This window comes from Mesorhizobium sp. B2-1-3 (genome assembly GCF_006442495.1).
GTDB lineage: Bacteria > Pseudomonadota > Alphaproteobacteria > Rhizobiales > Rhizobiaceae > Mesorhizobium.
Map to the genome: position 1 here is coordinate 255,262 of NZ_VFWL01000008.1, position 13,466 is coordinate 268,727.

Consider the following 13,466-nt stretch of genomic DNA (forward strand, 5'->3'; position numbering starts at 1 on the left):
GAGAAAGGTCCATCCCGAGGAATCGGGATGGGCTTGTGTCTACCCCGGCTCAAGGTCAGTCCGCGGGAGCAGTGTAACGGCGGCCAATGGCCTCGGCGATGGCCGCGCGGCTCTCCTGCATGTCCGTGCCGGTATCCGTTTCTATGTCCGCCACCTCGTCGGCGAGGTTCTTGTCCTTGATCTTGCTGCGGAACCATTTCGAATAGTCGCCGGCGCGCAGGTGATGTTCCCAGGTGCGATCGTCGATGCCTTCTGCGATGTGAAGGAACATCATCAGGTTCTGCGCTTTCAGGTTAAGCGCTCCGTCCGGCCCCCGGAAATAGAAGCTGTTGTCGCCAAGGTCGCCCTCGGCATATTTGCGCATGTGCCGCTTGCGAACCTGGCGGGGCCGTTCGACCTTGACCGTCCTGATCGGCTCGCCCGATGATCGGTTCCAAAACAGGACTTCGTCCTTTGGCGGCGGCACGGCGCCGTCGGGAACGTCTATGCCGGTGGCGGCACAGAAGCTTGCGACGATCTTGTCGGCTTCCGGTCCAAGCGCCAGAACGGTTTCGACGCCAGCCAGGACGTCGCGCGAAACCAGATCGGGGTGCACGGTGATCAGGATGGTCGCGGGGAGGCTCTTGGGCAGCGCGAAAGACGCGCCGTCACGGGCCTGGGGCAAAAGATGATGCGCCTCATCGATGATCAGCCAATGCGGTCGGCCGGTGCGCGCGCGAATGCTAGCCATATCCGGCAGCAGCTTGGCAAAATTGCCGGGCCGTTCGGCGGTCTTCAGCCCCAGCATGTTAACAGCGACATTGTTGGTTGGCTTGGACAGAAGATCGAAGACCTCACGCGAGATCGGCGGGGTCTTGGCGTCGCCAACCACCACCACATTCTCGAGTTCCTGATAGTCGCCTTCGGGGTCGAGAACGCAAAACTGAAAGCCCTTCTCGACAAAGCGCTCGGTCAACGCGGTGGCAAGCGTGGATTTGCCGATGCCGGACGTGCCGGCCAGCAGCACGCCGCCGCCATGCGGTGAAAGGTGCACCTGCGCGCCCGCTATGTCGGTTCCCACTTCCACGTGTTGGCGAGCCGTCTCCACGAAGCCGGCATCGCGCGATATGAGCTGTTCAATCAGTTCCACCACGCCGGCACCTCGAGGGCTGGCTGTGACGAAATCCGCCGTCTCCTTAACGGTCGGCAATGCGTTGGCCACGGCGACGCCGAAGCCGACGGCGCGCAGGAATGCATGGTCGTTCTCGGCATCGCCGACACCGACGACGTTGTGGGCGGAAAACCCCAATTCCTCGAGTGCGCAGGCAAGGCCGGTGGCCTTGTTGACCCCGCTTGGCAGCACCATCACCGCGCCCTTGTTGAAGATGATCTCGAGCTCAAGTCCAAGCTCCTTGATTTCCGACAGCACGGCGGCTTCCTGTGGTTCCCAGGTGGCCACGACGCAGCGTCCGACCGACAGGGGCGCGACCCCGCGACGCTTCAGCCTGTCGACGAATTCAGCCGGGGGCGCCGGCGCCAAAAGCCGTTCCTTCTTCGAAGCGGGCGTATAGATCAACGCGCCGTTTTCGGCGACCACCCTGTCGAAGATGTCGAGTGCCGGAAAGACCCGCTCGAGATCGGCAAGCTCGCGGCCGGTCACCATGATCAGCTTGCGGCCCGTCTGCTTCAGCCGTTCGAGCGCAGCATAGGTCGCATCGGAGACGACCCCGTCTTCGGCGAGCGTGCCGTCATAGTCCGTCGCTAGGGCAAGAACATACATCCTGGATATCGTCTGCGCTTGAAACCAGACACCCCGATCGCCCGAAGGCAGCTTCGGCTGTTCGGGCTAACGATGCCGAATGGCGATGGTTCCATGCAGGGAAACGGCCCTTGCAACCATATTGAAACCCAGGACTCCGCGGGTAATTTTGCCCGTGGCGCCCGATTTCCTTCAGGCCGCAACGCGACCGTGGCGGAACCAGGCAGGGTTCCCGCTGTTAACAACGCGGGCGATCAATCGGTTGCCGATGTGTGGGAGCCATGCGTGCCATGATCAACGATCCGTTGCCGGGAACTGTTCCGGCATCCCTTCCCGCGATCGACGCAAAGGCCGCCCCGACGCTCAAGAACGCCGAGGCGGAGGTGTTCTATACCGAAGCCATTCGCGAACTCGCCGCCACCGACATTCCTTTCCTTGTCGCCGGAACCTACGCGGTAAGCGCCTACACCGGCGTCATCCGTCAGACCAAGGATCTCGATATCTTCTGCAAGGCAGGCGACTTCTCGCGCATCCTGGCCCATTTCAAGCAGCTCGGCTACGCGGTCGAAATCGAGGACGACCGGTGGCTTGGAAAGGTCTTCAAGGGCACGCATTTCTTCGACATCATATTCGCCTCGGCGAATGGAACGATGCCGGTAAGCGACCAGTGGATGGAGCATGCCCGCCAAACCGAACTGCTGGGAAGCCGGGTGAGGATCGTCGGCCCGACCGAGCTCATATGGTCCAAATGCTTCATCCAGGACCGAGGGCGTCATGACGGGGCGGACATCGCCCATACGATCCTCAAGGCGCAGGACCAGATCGACTGGCACAGGCTGCTCTCCTACCTGGAAGTCCACTGGGAAGTGCTGCTGATGCAGATTCTCAGTTTCAGATGGATCTATCCGAGCGAGCGCGACCGCATCCCCACATGGCTGCTTGACGAACTGCTCGACCGCCTTGCCAAGCAGCGCCAATTGCCTTCCCCCAGAATGAAGATCTGCCGCGGGCGCCTGCTTTCGCAGACCGACTACGAAATCGACGTCAAGGAATGGGGCTTCGCCGGCGTCGGCGGTACAGGAGAATTTCGTGATGGCTGAACGGACCGAAGACGCTCCGGCGATGGAGGGCACCGCCACGATCAAGGTGGCGGCCGTTGGCGACCTGCATGTGAAGGAGGACGCCCAGACATCGTATCGCGATCTCTTCGGCGAAATGTCGCGCGAGGCCGATATCCTCGTTCTTCCAGGCGATCTGACCAATCTGGGCAAGCCCCGCGAAGCCGAGATCCTCGCCGAAGACCTGCGCGCCTGCTCTATCCCGGTGGTCGGCGTGCTCGGCAACCATGATTATGAATCCGGCGCGGTCGAGGACGTCGCGGAAATCCTGCGTCAAGCGGGCGTCCATCTCCTCGACGGGCAGACGACCGAAATAGAGGAGGTCGGTTTTGTCGGCGTGAAAGGGTTCGTCGGGGGGTTCGGTTCACGCATGCTCGGCTCCTTCGGCGAGCCGGCCATCAAGTCGATGGTCGCCGAGAGCGTCAGCGAGGCCATGCGGCTTGAGAACGCGATGCGCCAGGTTCGCGCAAAACGCACGCTTGTCATTTTGCACTACGCTCCGATCGTCGAGACCATCGCCGGCGAACCCCTGGAGATATTTCCGTTTCTGGGCTCGTCGCGGCTGGCGAAAACGATCGACCGGTTCCAGGTCAGTGCTGTCGTGCACGGCCATGCGCATCGGGGAAGCTATGAGGGCCGCACGCCCGGCGGGGCGAGGGTCTACAACGTCGCCATGCACGTTTCCAAACCGACCGGCCGACCCTATGCCTTGCTTGAAATCTGACGGAGTCGGACGCCGTCCCGACGGTCAGCTTACCGCTTTGATAGATTTTGCCAGTTCTTCGAGCTTGTGCGGATCGTTGCCGTGACGGCGCACGAGCTCGCGTGCCTGATTGGACGGCAGATCGGCTGTCGCCACCAGTTGCCGGACCTGTTCACTGTCGACCGCGACTTGGGGCAAGTTGCTGCCGGAAATTCTCTCGTCACCAGCCATCGTCTTTCTCCTCGATCGATGCCGAGACAACGGATTGGAAAACCGTCCGGTTCCGAAAGACGGGGCTGAAGTCGACCGGCGGATCCGATCGGCAGCGCGCCGTCTCGATCCGTGGCGGCAAGGCCGGAGGCGACCGCGAATTGGCGATGGAACAAATGACGCCGGCCAGGAGTTGCGTCCCGAATGAAGGGAGGTGATCCCGATGCCAAACCCAGGAAAACCAGATCCCAATCGCGACGTGCCGATGCCGGCGCCGACCTGGAAGCCCGAACCGATCGAGGAGCCTGATCCGGAACAACTCCCGGACGAGACGCCTCTGCCCAATCCCGACGAGAACGAAGAATCGCCGATGCATGCCGGGAGCCGCGTCGTCTGAACGTGCGACGCATGAGATCCCGATCCCGTGGCAATGGAACGTCTTGGGCCGGCGCCATTGTCCCCCCATCGTGTTTCCATCGCAGCAACGGCAAGGGGCGCTTCAACCAAAGGAGAACATCATGAAAGTTGGCAACTGCATGACGCAAGGCGTTCAGGTCGCCAGTCCGGACCAGACCCTGCGGGAGGCCGCCGCCGCCATGGCCAGCCTCGATGCCGGCGCTCTGCCCGTAGGCGAGGACGACCGGCTGGTCGGAATGATCACTGATCGCGACATCGCCGTCCGTGGCGTCGCCCAGGGTAGGGGCCCGGATACGCGGATACGCGAAGTGATGAGTGCCGAGATCAGGTACTGTTACGACGACGAGGAGATCGAGGACGTGCTCCAGCAGATGGGGGACCTTCAGGTTAGACGGCTGCCGGTGATCAGCCGTGAAAAACGGCTGGTTGGCATCATCTCGCTTGGCGATCTCACGAAAAACGGCGAGGCAGCACGAGCCGGCGAAGCGCTGAACGGCATCTCACAGGCAGGCGGCGCGCATTCGCAGACGGCACACTGACCATCGATGACATTGCGAGAGCGCTGCCCGCGTCCCGCGGGCGGCGACGGCGGTTCAGCGATCGATCTCTCCAAAGACGATGTCGAGGGAGCCGATGATCGCCGAGACGTCGGCGATCATGTGCCCCCGGGACAGATAGTCCATCGCCTGCAGATGTGCGAAGGACGGCGCGCGAATCTTGCACCGGTAAGGAACATTGCCCCCATCCGAAACCAGATAGACGCCGAACTCGCCTTTCGGCGCCTCGACGGCGGCATAGACCTCGCCCTCGGGCACGTGATGGCCTTCCGTGTAAAGCTTGAAATGGTGAATGGTCGCTTCCATGGAGCGTTTCATCTCCGCGCGGCGTGGCGGCGTGATCTTCCGGTTGGGAATTGCGACCGGTCCTTGGCCTTGCGGCGACCGTAGCTTGTCAAGACATTGCCTCATGATCCGGACCGACTGGCGCATCTCCTCCATTCGTACGAGGTAGCGGTCATAGCAGTCGCCGTTCTTGCCGATGGGAATATCGAAATCCATCTGCGGGTAGCATTCGTAAGGCTGCGCCTTGCGCAAATCCCATGCCGCGCCCGACCCACGCACCATTACGCCCGAAAATCCCCAAGCCCAGGCATCGTCGAGACCGATGACGCCGACGTCGACATTGCGCTGCTTGAATATGCGGTTTTCGGTGAGCAGTTCTTCGAGATTGTCGCAGACCTTGAGGAACGGATCGCAGAAATCCCAGATATCGTCCAACAGGTCCGGGGGAAGATCCTGATGTACGCCGCCGATCCTGAAATAGTTGGCATGCATGCGGGCGCCCGATGCCCGTTCATAAAACACCATCAGTTTCTCGCGTTCGGCGAAACCCCAGAGCGGCGGCGTGAGGGCGCCGATATCCATCGCCTGCGTGGTGACATTGAGCAGATGGGACAGCAGCCGGCCGATCTCGCAATACAGCACGCGAATGAGCTGGCCGCGCTGTGGAGCCGAGATCCCGAGCAGCTTCTCCGCCGCCAGGCAGAAGGCGTGCTCCTGATTCATCGGCGCCACATAGTCAAGCCTGTCGAAATAGGGCAGGGCCTGTAGGTAGTTCTTGTACTCGATCAACTTCTCCGTGCCTCGATGCAGCAGCCCGATATGCGGATCGACGCGTTCGACGACTTCGCCGTCGAGTTCGAGCACCAGCCGCAGGACGCCATGCGCCGCAGGGTGCTGCGGCCCGAAGTTTATCGTGAAATTGCGGACCGTCGCGTCAGCCATGACGCCCTCCTTCGACCGTTGCCGCCTGGCACCGGGAATGGGACATCCGCCGAAGCACCGGGTTCTGCCCCACGCCGTCAGGTCGTGGTCTGGATGATCAGCGTCAGCGTGCCGTCGCCGTCAATGTTGGCCGCCACCACTTCGGAGGCATCAAGTCCATTCGCGGCCAGGACCGAGGAAGCTTCCGGCGATGCGCTGACCGAACGCTGCAGGACGTGAAGGTCTTCCTGGCTGGTCTGGGCAACCACTGTCTCGACCTTGGCCTTGAGGTCGGGTGGCAAGTCCGCCAATGCGACGATGGCTATGTTGGTGAATGTCTGTCCGGTGATGCCCTGGTCGGGGCCGGTCTGACCTGGCACGGCTTCCGGTACCGGTGCGTCCGGGGGAAGGGGTGCGTTTTGGGACTGAGCATGGGCAGGCAAAGCCAGAGTGAGTGCCGCCAGGATGATGATTGCCTTGTTCATGATATCTTCCTTCCTTGTTCGAGGAGGGTCGATCGGGATGACGCGCGACAGGGACAGCAAGCCATCGCCTCGAACAGTGTTGCGTGTTCAAAGCGCGAAGTCCGGATTTGTTCCGGCTCCGGTCGAATCCAAGGCAGGGACGAGGACGCATCGCTGCCCTGCCTATGGTCGGGGACCTTTATCGCTGATCGCGTCAAACCGTTCGATGTCGTAGCGCGGACTGATCCGCGCCAGTATCTCGACGGAGGGTTTGGCCGCGTCGGGCTGTTTCCAGCTCAGCTCGAAGGAGAACACGAACCGGCCGCGCTCGATGTCGTGCTGCATTCCGAGAAAGCGCCAGCGATAGCCCAGCGGTTGAACCAGTGCGTCGAGGTCAGGCGGAACGCCGTTCGCCGACGAGATCGCCAGGATCGCATGATGGGTTCGTGGGATCCACAGATCGACCTGCTTCAGCACCTGAAGCGTTATCAACGTCAAAACCGTCCCCGCTGTGCCAAGCGCCAGTTGTCCGCCGCCGAAGGCGAGGCCGATTGCGGTCATGACCCACAAGGTGGCGGCCGTGGTGACACCTGTCACGAAGTCGCCGCGGCGGAGAATGGCTCCGCCGCCAATGAAGCCGACGCCCGTCAGCACGCCCAGCGGAAAACGCAGCACGTCCATCACACTGAACGAATCCGCATCCTTGCCACCCACCTCGAGCAGGATATTGGCCTGCATCATCGCGATCGCGGCCGCCAGGCCGACCAGGATGGTTGTTCTGAGCCCGGCGGTGTGGCCGCGGGCTTCCCTGTTCATTCCGATGATCACGCCGGCAACAAAAGCAAGAGCCAGGCGCAGGGCTAGGTCGGTCAAGGTTGGATGAAGCGGCATGGTCATAGCGGGGACGACTCACGCAATGGGCTCGTTCTCCAACACCGCGGAGCGTTCGATGGTTCCCAAGGGTGGAAGGTGAAGCTTCTTGTCGGGTTTCAGGCAACCCACGACGTCCCGGTGCGTTTGGCACAGAACGCACTCGGGAGATCTTTCCATGCCGCTCACCGCCTTTGCGCTCAATTGCACCTTGAAGGCCTCCGACGACGCCGAGAAATCGTCCACGGACCGCCTGCTGGCGGATCTGCTGGCGGCAATGGTGCCGCATGGGGTCCGCGGCGAGATTGTTCGCGCCCTCGACCATGACGTCAAACCCGGCGTGCTGTCGGACATGGGCGAGGGAGACGGTTGGCCGCAGCTCCGCAGGAAGATCCTCGACGCCGACATCTTCGTGCTGGGCCTGCCCATCTGGCTCGGCCAGCCGTCGAGTGTCGCCAAGCGCATCCTGGAGCGCATGGATGCGTTTCTATCGGAGACCGACAAACAAGGCCGGATGCCGGCCGCCGGCAAGGTCGCGATCGTGGCGATCGTCGGCAATGAAGACGGCGCTCACGCCTGTCACGCGGCGTGCTTTCAGGCGCTAAACGACGTCGGCTTCACGATTCCTGCCAATGGCGGCGTGTATTGGGTTGGGCAGGCTATGGGCGACGTCAACTATGTCGACCTGCCCGGAACGCCGGAAGCCGTGGTCGAGATGATCGAAATGGCGGCTTCGAATGCGGCCCATCTGGCCAGCGTGCTGAAGGAAAGGCAGTATCGCGGCGTCGGAAAGTGAAGAGATTTTCGTGGCGGCACGGAGTGCCCGTTGCCCTGACACCATCGGCCACTCGATGGTTGCCGGGCGCCAGCAAGATCAGTGTCGGCGCCCTTGGGGTCAGGGCTCGTCAAAGGCCCGGCTCGCCTGGCCAGATCGCGCGATATGGCACCTTCCTCTTCGTCGTCGGGCAATGCCTCGTCGCTGTTCTGGTAGGCGTTGTCATCGTCCTCCTCCGGCAGGTCGCCTTCCTTCTCGACGTCGACGACGGCGTCGACGTTGTCGGACACCTTGTCTGGAAGAACCCTGCCGCCCTTGATTGCATCCCAGTCCGCCTGCTGGATTGCCGGGGCTTCAGTTTCGTCCCGTTGTTCGGATCGTTGCTTCTTGCGCGGTTCCATCTCATGTCTCCGATATGAACGGGTGCCTCATGTGGCCCCTTTGTCGCCAGTTGCATCTCTTTCCGCCGCCAGAACTCGGCTATCCTGATGGATCGTGGAATCGGAAAGGCTAACGGATAACCGCCGACCCGGCCCGTTGTTCCTCTCAGTGGGATCGGTTGGTGTTCCGCCTTGGGCTTGGGATGCAGCATCGCGGGGTAGCCGCCGCATTCGCGCAACCAATCCCGCATTACCTCGTTTTGCCTTTGAGACCGGCCCTTGAACTTTACCAATTGGAAATCTCAGAGACACTCAAATGAACCCTTCAGCCGAGCCCCGATCACCGTCGGGAAACAATCTCCATATTCAGCCTTTCCATGGAACGGTGACTGTCAGATTCTCCGACGCCATAATCGCCTCCACCGAACATGCGCTGCAGGTCCAGGAAACGGGGAGGGATCCTGTGTTCTACATCCCGTTCCAGGACATCTATTTCGACCTGCTCGAGAAAACCGATACCACCTCGATATCGCCAAAAGGCACTGCGAGCTATTGGCGCGTGCATGCCGTTGGCGGATCGGCGGATGATTTCATGTGGGCGTATGAAGAGCCCGAGGCGCCTGTCCGGGTGCTTGCTCGCCACGCCGCCTTCGATCCCGGCAAGGCTCGCATAGACGCCGATCCCGCTGAAGACGAGCGCCACACGCCTCACATAGTGGAATAGCAGGACAGCGGCAGGATTTATCCAAGGGAACCGATTCCATTGGGTTGTCGTGCGATGACACCGGGCCCAGGTCGCCTTCACGCTGCGCGGTCTTCCTCGAGAATGCGCAGGCCCTCCTCAAATTTCGCGAGGGGAATCCCGGCCCGCCGCGCTTGCCACAGGTTGTCGGCCAGATCCGCACGCTTGACCGGCCGCGCCAGGGGATTTGACGCAGCCCGGCGCACGAAAGCGATTTCGTTCTCGCCAGGCCTCTTCGTCAGTGCATCGACCGCGGCGACAATCGAGGGACCAAAGCCTGCGGATTTCAGCCTCGTCCTTGTCCAGCCCTCCCCTTTTTCGAGGACGTCATGCAGATATGCCACGATCTTCTGGTCAAGGGTTTCGACCGTGTCGACCACGCGCCTGCAGTGTTCGATATAGGGTTGCCCGGTCTTGTCGGTCTGCGATCGATGCGCGTCCTCGGCAATCTTGGCCGCCCGGTAGAGCATGCTCATTGCCAGCCCTTTCTTCATTGGATCTGTTCAAAGCGGCATTGCCGCGGCGCCTTGTCCGGCCGCCATCGCAGCAGTTTCGTTCCATGGCGAAACCGATTGCCGGTGACATGATCGAAACGGACTTCGACCACCAGCTTCGGCCGCACGGGCTCCCACTCCCCGCTGCGTTCGGTGCTCCAGCGGCTCGGTCCGCCGGGAGCCTTGCCGGTAAAGCCGGGTCCGCCTCTCAGGTTCTCGAGCTTCGCGGTAATTTCTGCCCTGTCGTCCTTGCCGATCGTCGACGTAAACCCGACATGGTCGAGCTTGCCGTGGTCGTCATAGAGTCCGAGCAGTAGGGATCCGACCTGGCTGCTGCCCGTCAGGTAGCGGAACCCGCCGACGACACAGTCCGCGGTGCGCAGCCGCTTCACCTTGATCATGGTGCGCTCGCCCGGCCGATAAGGGTCCGTCAGCAGTTTGGCGATAACTCCATCGGTGGAGCCGTGGCCGGCCTCGCCCAGCCAGCGCCTGGCGGTGGTCACGTCGGTGGTGCGCGGCGACAACCGCAACGAGGAAACGCCCGACCTCGTGACGAAGCGCTCGATCGCGGCCCGTCGTTCCGTCAAGCTCTTGTCGAGCATGATCCCGCCGTCCGGATCGGCGAGAATATCGAACAGGACGAGATGGGCCGGGGTTTTCACGCTCAGCATGCGAATCCTGCTTTCGGCAGGGTGAAGCCGCATCTGCAAGGCCTCGAAGGAGGGATCGCCATTCACCTCGATGACTATCTCGCCGTCGAGAATGAAAGACTGGGTATCGAGATCGCGCAACAGTGTCGTTATTTCCGGAAAATACCGGCCGAGCGGCTTGCCGGACTTGGCCCTGAGATCGACGCTTGCGGTGCCTTTGAAGGCTAGGCAGCGGAATCCGTCCCACTTCGGCTCATACTGCCAGAGACCGTCGTCGCCCGGCAGTGCGTCGGCCGCCTTGGCCTCCATGGGGCGGGTATCCAAAGGCAGCGGAAAAGCAGCGGCCACGGCTTCTACCACCGCTCTTCGGCGTCGTGGTGCGGCAGGTCCACACCGCAGCATGTCCATCCGAGCCGTTGCGCGGATCCGTAATTGTAGCGTGGCTCGAGATCGGCGGGATCGTCGAAGGTTCCGACATGCAGGGCGATCTCATCCGGCGATGCATCGTAGGCCAACGCGACGGGCGATCCGCAGTCGCGGCAGAAGCTTCTTTGTGCGATGGGTGATGACCTGCGGCAGAAAGGCTTGTTGGAAAGCCATTCCAAGCTGGCTGATGGTACCCACGCCAGGACTGCGAACGCACTGCCGGTCGAGCGTCGGCACATGTCGCAGTGGCAATAGTGAGTGCGCGGCCTGGAGATGGTGCGATAGCGGACGTTGCCGCACAGGCATCCCCCGGTTCGTTCTCTCATTTCTTGCTGCGCGACCATTGGCCGATCTCTCGAACCTCGATGCTGGTCAACGTTCCACCGATGATGTGGTTTCCGAAAGCCCGACGGGAACGAGTTTCGCTGCCTCGCGTTTGGTCGGCACTCGAGAAACTGGGACTAGCGCAAGGACGTCGACTTGAACGGAACCCCTATCCGGCTGGCATGTGCGTTCAGGTATCCGTCCCTGGCCGCCTTGTGCCGGCTCGACGCCGAAGACGACAAAGCGGGTCGCTGCTGATGTCGGTTCCGGGTCTGGCATATGGACCTCTGGGCGATCATTGCGCCCATCTGTGTGTCGACATGCAGCGGCTGTTCGCCGAGCCGTCGGAGTGGGCGACACCCTGGATCACCCGTGTCCTTCCCCGGATCGTCAGCCTTGCCGAAAGATATCCTTCACAAACGTTCTTCACTCGCTTCCTTCCGGCGCGAAGCCCGGGGCAGGGCGCCGGCACCTGGAAGCGATACTATGAACGCTGGGCATCGATGACCATCGACAGGATCGGCGAGGAGATGATCGAACTCCTGCCGCCGCTGGCGGCATGCTGCCCGCCGGCGATCGTTGTCGACAAGCATATCTATTCACCGTGGCCCGAAGGGCATCTGCACACGCTGCTTTCATCCCGCCGGATCGACACTCTGGTCATCACCGGCGGCGAGACCGACGTCTGCGTTCTGGCGACAGTGCTTGGCGCGATCGATATCGGCTACCGCGTGGTTCTGGTGACGGATGCCCTCTGCAGCTCTTCGGATGCAACACACGACGCGCTGATGACCGTCTATCATCAGCGGTTCGCGCAGCAGGTCGAAACGGTCGAGATGGAGACGGTTCTTTCCAACTGGACCTGATCTCGAAGCAATGTCCAGGTCAGGCGCTCAGGTCGATCAAGGCGATGCCGAGATCGGCGTGTTTCCTGCGGCGCAGATGAGCGGGGGACTCGACCAGTGTGACCTCCAGGGTCGGTCGCACGACGCCGCCCAGCAGATGTCCGCCCCGCGTCGCTCCGTCGCTCAGTCCGAGCACGGCATGCAGGTGGAGGCTGGGCTTGCCGTCATCGCCCAGGGCAATGTCGCCGATCGCGCTGAGAACCTCGCACTGCTCGTTGACCGGTATCTTGCGATAGTCCTTTGCCTCGAAATCGAACCAACCGACCGCTGCTCGCTCGAACGCGCCGAGCGCGGTCAGCGATGCGCCGTCGATCTGTTCTTCGCTGGCAAAGGCAGTGAGCACGCCAATCGCCTCTTCGCCAGGCTCGAGCACCACCACGAAGGTCCTCTGTCCCGCGACTTTCGAAACCAGTTTCGATTTCATTGCCGTTGTCCTGTGGCCAAGGTGCAGAAACCTTGGCGGTGAATTTTCAGGCCGGCCCACTTATTCGAACGAACCGTTCGCGTCCCGGTTCCATATTGCGGCAGGCGCGCGGCGTCGAAGCGACCGGCAGTATCCGCCCGAACGCCTACCCCTCAGCCTTGAAGTTCTTGGCTTCCTTTTTCACCTCTTTCCTGTCGTTGTCGTGCTTGCGGATGAGATCTTTCGCCTGCTTGGGCGAGACGTCGGTCGTTTCGGCCAGATGCACGGCTTCGCGATCTTCGTCTTGTGGCCGGATCTTTTCCTTGGCCATCGGTCTGTCTCCTTTTTTCCGTGTCATGGGACGTAACCAGACAAGCGCCGCCCGGTTCCATGAAACTGCCTTGCTCGAAGGAGCGCCTGCCTCGGTAGAAGCTATTTCGCGGAGGAACTCGACTTGGGAGAGCGCAGCAAAAGTGCGAGCGGCACGAGCAGGGCGGTCGCGATCGCGGAGTAGCGAAACAAGTCCACGTAAGCCAGAAGCGTCGCCTGCCGGCCTATCGTCTGGCCAATCCAGCCGACCGCCTGGACTTTCGCCTCGACCGCGGGCGAGCCCTGAGCGACGAAATAGTCAGTCATGCGCCGAAGCATCTGCTGATAGACAGGCGAGGACTGCGCCGTGTTGCCGATCAGATGGGTCTGATGCAGTTGTGCGTTCTGCGCCACGACGGTGTTGGAGAGCGATACGCCGACGCTGCCGCCGATATTGCGGGCGACATTGATCAGCGCCGAGGCCTGGTTGGTCTTTTGCGGCGGCAGGCCGACATAGGCGGCCGTCGAAATGGGGATGAACAGGAAGGGAAGCCCTACCGTGATGAAAATGCGGGCATAGGTGAAATAGCTGAAACCGGCATTCGGCGACAGTGAAGTCAGGTGCCACAATCCCACGGCAACCGCCGACATGCCGATCATGATCAGGTATTTCGGCTGCACGAAGCCGGAGGCGAAGCCGGAAATCGGCATCAGCATCAGCATGGCGATGCCGCCAGGCATCATCGAAAGTCCCGAAAGCGTCGCGGTGTAGGCG

At 61.8% G+C, this 13,466-nt stretch carries 18 protein-coding genes and 1 pseudogene; 8 read left to right on the forward strand and 11 right to left on the reverse strand.

What is annotated here, in order from left to right:
* Window positions 1–55 precede the first annotated feature (55 nt).
* Window positions 56–1,759 carry an HAD family hydrolase gene (locus FJ973_RS16120; protein WP_140556677.1) on the reverse strand — a complete coding sequence of 568 codons (1,704 nt, stop codon included), beginning with the start codon at window positions 1,757–1,759 and terminating at the stop codon, window positions 56–58.
* 269 nt (window positions 1,760–2,028) lie between these two features.
* Between FJ973_RS16120 and FJ973_RS16125 the strand changes: the two genes are divergently transcribed.
* Both FJ973_RS16125 and FJ973_RS16130 read left to right on the forward strand, forming a co-directional pair.
* Entirely contained in the window at window positions 2,029–2,838 is an 810-nt protein-coding gene (locus FJ973_RS16125; protein WP_140496153.1) for a nucleotidyltransferase family protein, read from the forward strand.
* Entirely contained in the window at window positions 2,831–3,580 is a 750-nt protein-coding gene (locus FJ973_RS16130; protein WP_140556678.1) for a metallophosphoesterase, read from the forward strand. The genes FJ973_RS16125 and FJ973_RS16130 overlap by 8 nt, the downstream gene beginning before the upstream one ends.
* Window positions 3,581–3,604: 24 nt before the next feature.
* Here FJ973_RS16130 and FJ973_RS16135 read toward each other — a convergent pair whose 3' ends face one another.
* On the reverse strand, window positions 3,605–3,790 hold the full coding sequence (locus FJ973_RS16135; RefSeq protein WP_140496151.1) for a hypothetical protein: 186 nt from the start codon (window positions 3,788–3,790) through the stop codon (window positions 3,605–3,607).
* Window positions 3,791–3,992: 202 nt separating this feature from the next.
* Between FJ973_RS16135 and FJ973_RS16140 the strand changes: the two genes are divergently transcribed.
* Both FJ973_RS16140 and FJ973_RS16145 read left to right on the forward strand, forming a co-directional pair.
* Window positions 3,993–4,166 (forward strand): hypothetical protein, encoded by a 174-nt coding sequence (locus FJ973_RS16140; protein ID WP_140496150.1) that lies wholly within the window; start codon window positions 3,993–3,995, stop codon window positions 4,164–4,166.
* Window positions 4,167–4,287: 121 nt separating this feature from the next.
* Window positions 4,288–4,725, forward strand: a complete 438-nt coding sequence (locus FJ973_RS16145; protein WP_140496149.1) for a CBS domain-containing protein — start codon at window positions 4,288–4,290, stop codon at window positions 4,723–4,725.
* A gap of 54 nt (window positions 4,726–4,779) precedes the next feature.
* On the opposite strand, the gene FJ973_RS16150 is transcribed toward FJ973_RS16145, so the two are convergent.
* The 3 genes from FJ973_RS16150 to FJ973_RS16160 all read right to left on the reverse strand — a co-directional run bounded on the left by FJ973_RS16150 (window position 4,780) and on the right by FJ973_RS16160 (window position 7,310).
* Window positions 4,780–5,970, reverse strand: coding sequence for an NADH-quinone oxidoreductase subunit D (locus FJ973_RS16150; protein WP_140556680.1), 1,191 nt, complete (start codon window positions 5,968–5,970; stop codon window positions 4,780–4,782).
* 77 nt (window positions 5,971–6,047) lie between these two features.
* Complete coding sequence (locus FJ973_RS16155; protein ID WP_140556682.1) at window positions 6,048–6,434, reverse strand: hypothetical protein; 387 nt, start codon at window positions 6,432–6,434, stop codon at window positions 6,048–6,050.
* Window positions 6,435–6,596: 162 nt separating this feature from the next.
* Entirely contained in the window at window positions 6,597–7,310 is a 714-nt protein-coding gene (locus FJ973_RS16160; RefSeq protein ID WP_246675889.1) for an MgtC/SapB family protein, read from the reverse strand.
* A gap of 151 nt (window positions 7,311–7,461) precedes the next feature.
* On the opposite strand from FJ973_RS16160, the gene FJ973_RS16165 reads away from it, so the two are divergent.
* From FJ973_RS16165 to FJ973_RS16175, 3 genes are all read left to right on the forward strand, one after another.
* Window positions 7,462–8,079, forward strand: coding sequence for an NAD(P)H-dependent oxidoreductase (locus tag FJ973_RS16165; RefSeq protein ID WP_140556684.1), 618 nt, complete (start codon window positions 7,462–7,464; stop codon window positions 8,077–8,079).
* 23 nt (window positions 8,080–8,102) lie between these two features.
* A complete protein-coding gene (locus FJ973_RS30930) occupies window positions 8,103–8,477 on the forward strand; it encodes a hypothetical protein (protein ID WP_181170916.1) in 375 nt (124 codons plus the stop codon).
* Window positions 8,478–8,823: 346 nt separating this feature from the next.
* Window positions 8,824–9,162, forward strand: a complete 339-nt coding sequence (locus tag FJ973_RS16175) for a DUF427 domain-containing protein (RefSeq protein ID WP_318012459.1) — start codon at window positions 8,824–8,826, stop codon at window positions 9,160–9,162.
* A 77-nt stretch (window positions 9,163–9,239) separates the two neighbouring features.
* Here the strand turns inward: FJ973_RS16175 and FJ973_RS16180 are convergent, their stop codons facing one another.
* From FJ973_RS16180 to FJ973_RS16190, 3 genes are read right to left on the reverse strand one after another with little or no spacing between them, the layout of a single operon-like run.
* Window positions 9,240–9,656: an HD domain-containing protein gene (locus FJ973_RS16180; protein ID WP_140496143.1), complete on the reverse strand. Its 417-nt coding sequence runs from the start codon at window positions 9,654–9,656 to the stop codon at window positions 9,240–9,242.
* A gap of 14 nt (window positions 9,657–9,670) precedes the next feature.
* Window positions 9,671–10,726 carry an ATP-dependent DNA ligase gene (locus tag FJ973_RS16185; protein WP_140556711.1) on the reverse strand — a complete coding sequence of 352 codons (1,056 nt, stop codon included), beginning with the start codon at window positions 10,724–10,726 and terminating at the stop codon, window positions 9,671–9,673.
* Window positions 10,678–11,094, reverse strand: a complete 417-nt coding sequence (locus tag FJ973_RS16190) for a GFA family protein (RefSeq protein WP_140556685.1) — start codon at window positions 11,092–11,094, stop codon at window positions 10,678–10,680. Before FJ973_RS16190 ends, FJ973_RS16185 begins: the two co-directional genes overlap by 49 nt.
* Before the next feature lie 237 nt (window positions 11,095–11,331).
* Between FJ973_RS16190 and FJ973_RS16195 the strand changes: the two genes are divergently transcribed.
* On the forward strand, window positions 11,332–11,940 hold the full coding sequence (locus tag FJ973_RS16195) for an isochorismatase family cysteine hydrolase (protein ID WP_140556686.1): 609 nt from the start codon (window positions 11,332–11,334) through the stop codon (window positions 11,938–11,940).
* Between the two features lie 19 nt (window positions 11,941–11,959).
* On the opposite strand, the gene FJ973_RS16200 is transcribed toward FJ973_RS16195, so the two are convergent.
* The 3 genes and pseudogenes from FJ973_RS16200 to FJ973_RS16205 form a co-directional block, all read right to left on the reverse strand.
* Window positions 11,960–12,403, reverse strand: a complete 444-nt coding sequence (locus tag FJ973_RS16200; RefSeq protein WP_140513575.1) for a PPC domain-containing DNA-binding protein — start codon at window positions 12,401–12,403, stop codon at window positions 11,960–11,962.
* A gap of 145 nt (window positions 12,404–12,548) precedes the next feature.
* Complete coding sequence (locus FJ973_RS30935; RefSeq protein ID WP_181165226.1) at window positions 12,549–12,713, reverse strand: hypothetical protein; 165 nt, start codon at window positions 12,711–12,713, stop codon at window positions 12,549–12,551.
* A 101-nt stretch (window positions 12,714–12,814) separates the two neighbouring features.
* Window positions 12,815–13,466 (reverse strand): annotated as a pseudogene (locus tag FJ973_RS16205) (EmrB/QacA family drug resistance transporter); the annotation flags it as partial.

What these genes read in the sequence shown, in the direction of transcription:
- FJ973_RS16120 (WP_140556677.1), bottom strand. Translation starts at nt 1,759, where the DNA reads ATGTATGTTCTTGCCCTAGCGACGGACTATGACGGCACGCTCGCCGAA.
- FJ973_RS16125 (WP_140496153.1), top strand. Translation starts at nt 2,029, where the DNA reads ATGATCAACGATCCGTTGCCGGGAACTGTTCCGGCATCCCTTCCCGCG.
- FJ973_RS16130 (WP_140556678.1), top strand. Translation starts at nt 2,831, where the DNA reads ATGGCTGAACGGACCGAAGACGCTCCGGCGATGGAGGGCACCGCCACG.
- FJ973_RS16135 (WP_140496151.1), bottom strand. Translation starts at nt 3,790, where the DNA reads ATGGCTGGTGACGAGAGAATTTCCGGCAGCAACTTGCCCCAAGTCGCG.
- FJ973_RS16140 (WP_140496150.1), top strand. Translation starts at nt 3,993, where the DNA reads ATGCCAAACCCAGGAAAACCAGATCCCAATCGCGACGTGCCGATGCCG.
- FJ973_RS16145 (WP_140496149.1), top strand. Translation starts at nt 4,288, where the DNA reads ATGAAAGTTGGCAACTGCATGACGCAAGGCGTTCAGGTCGCCAGTCCG.
- FJ973_RS16150 (WP_140556680.1), bottom strand. Translation starts at nt 5,970, where the DNA reads ATGGCTGACGCGACGGTCCGCAATTTCACGATAAACTTCGGGCCGCAG.
- FJ973_RS16155 (WP_140556682.1), bottom strand. Translation starts at nt 6,434, where the DNA reads ATGAACAAGGCAATCATCATCCTGGCGGCACTCACTCTGGCTTTGCCT.
- FJ973_RS16160 (WP_246675889.1), bottom strand. Translation starts at nt 7,310, where the DNA reads ATGACCATGCCGCTTCATCCAACCTTGACCGACCTAGCCCTGCGCCTG.
- FJ973_RS16165 (WP_140556684.1), top strand. Translation starts at nt 7,462, where the DNA reads ATGCCGCTCACCGCCTTTGCGCTCAATTGCACCTTGAAGGCCTCCGAC.
- FJ973_RS16180 (WP_140496143.1), bottom strand. Translation starts at nt 9,656, where the DNA reads ATGAGCATGCTCTACCGGGCGGCCAAGATTGCCGAGGACGCGCATCGA.
- FJ973_RS16185 (WP_140556711.1), bottom strand. Translation starts at nt 10,726, where the DNA reads ATGCTGCGGTGTGGACCTGCCGCACCACGACGCCGAAGAGCGGTGGTA.
- FJ973_RS16190 (WP_140556685.1), bottom strand. Translation starts at nt 11,094, where the DNA reads ATGGTCGCGCAGCAAGAAATGAGAGAACGAACCGGGGGATGCCTGTGC.
- FJ973_RS16195 (WP_140556686.1), top strand. Translation starts at nt 11,332, where the DNA reads ATGTCGGTTCCGGGTCTGGCATATGGACCTCTGGGCGATCATTGCGCC.
- FJ973_RS16200 (WP_140513575.1), bottom strand. Translation starts at nt 12,403, where the DNA reads ATGAAATCGAAACTGGTTTCGAAAGTCGCGGGACAGAGGACCTTCGTG.
- FJ973_RS30935 (WP_181165226.1), bottom strand. Translation starts at nt 12,713, where the DNA reads ATGGCCAAGGAAAAGATCCGGCCACAAGACGAAGATCGCGAAGCCGTG.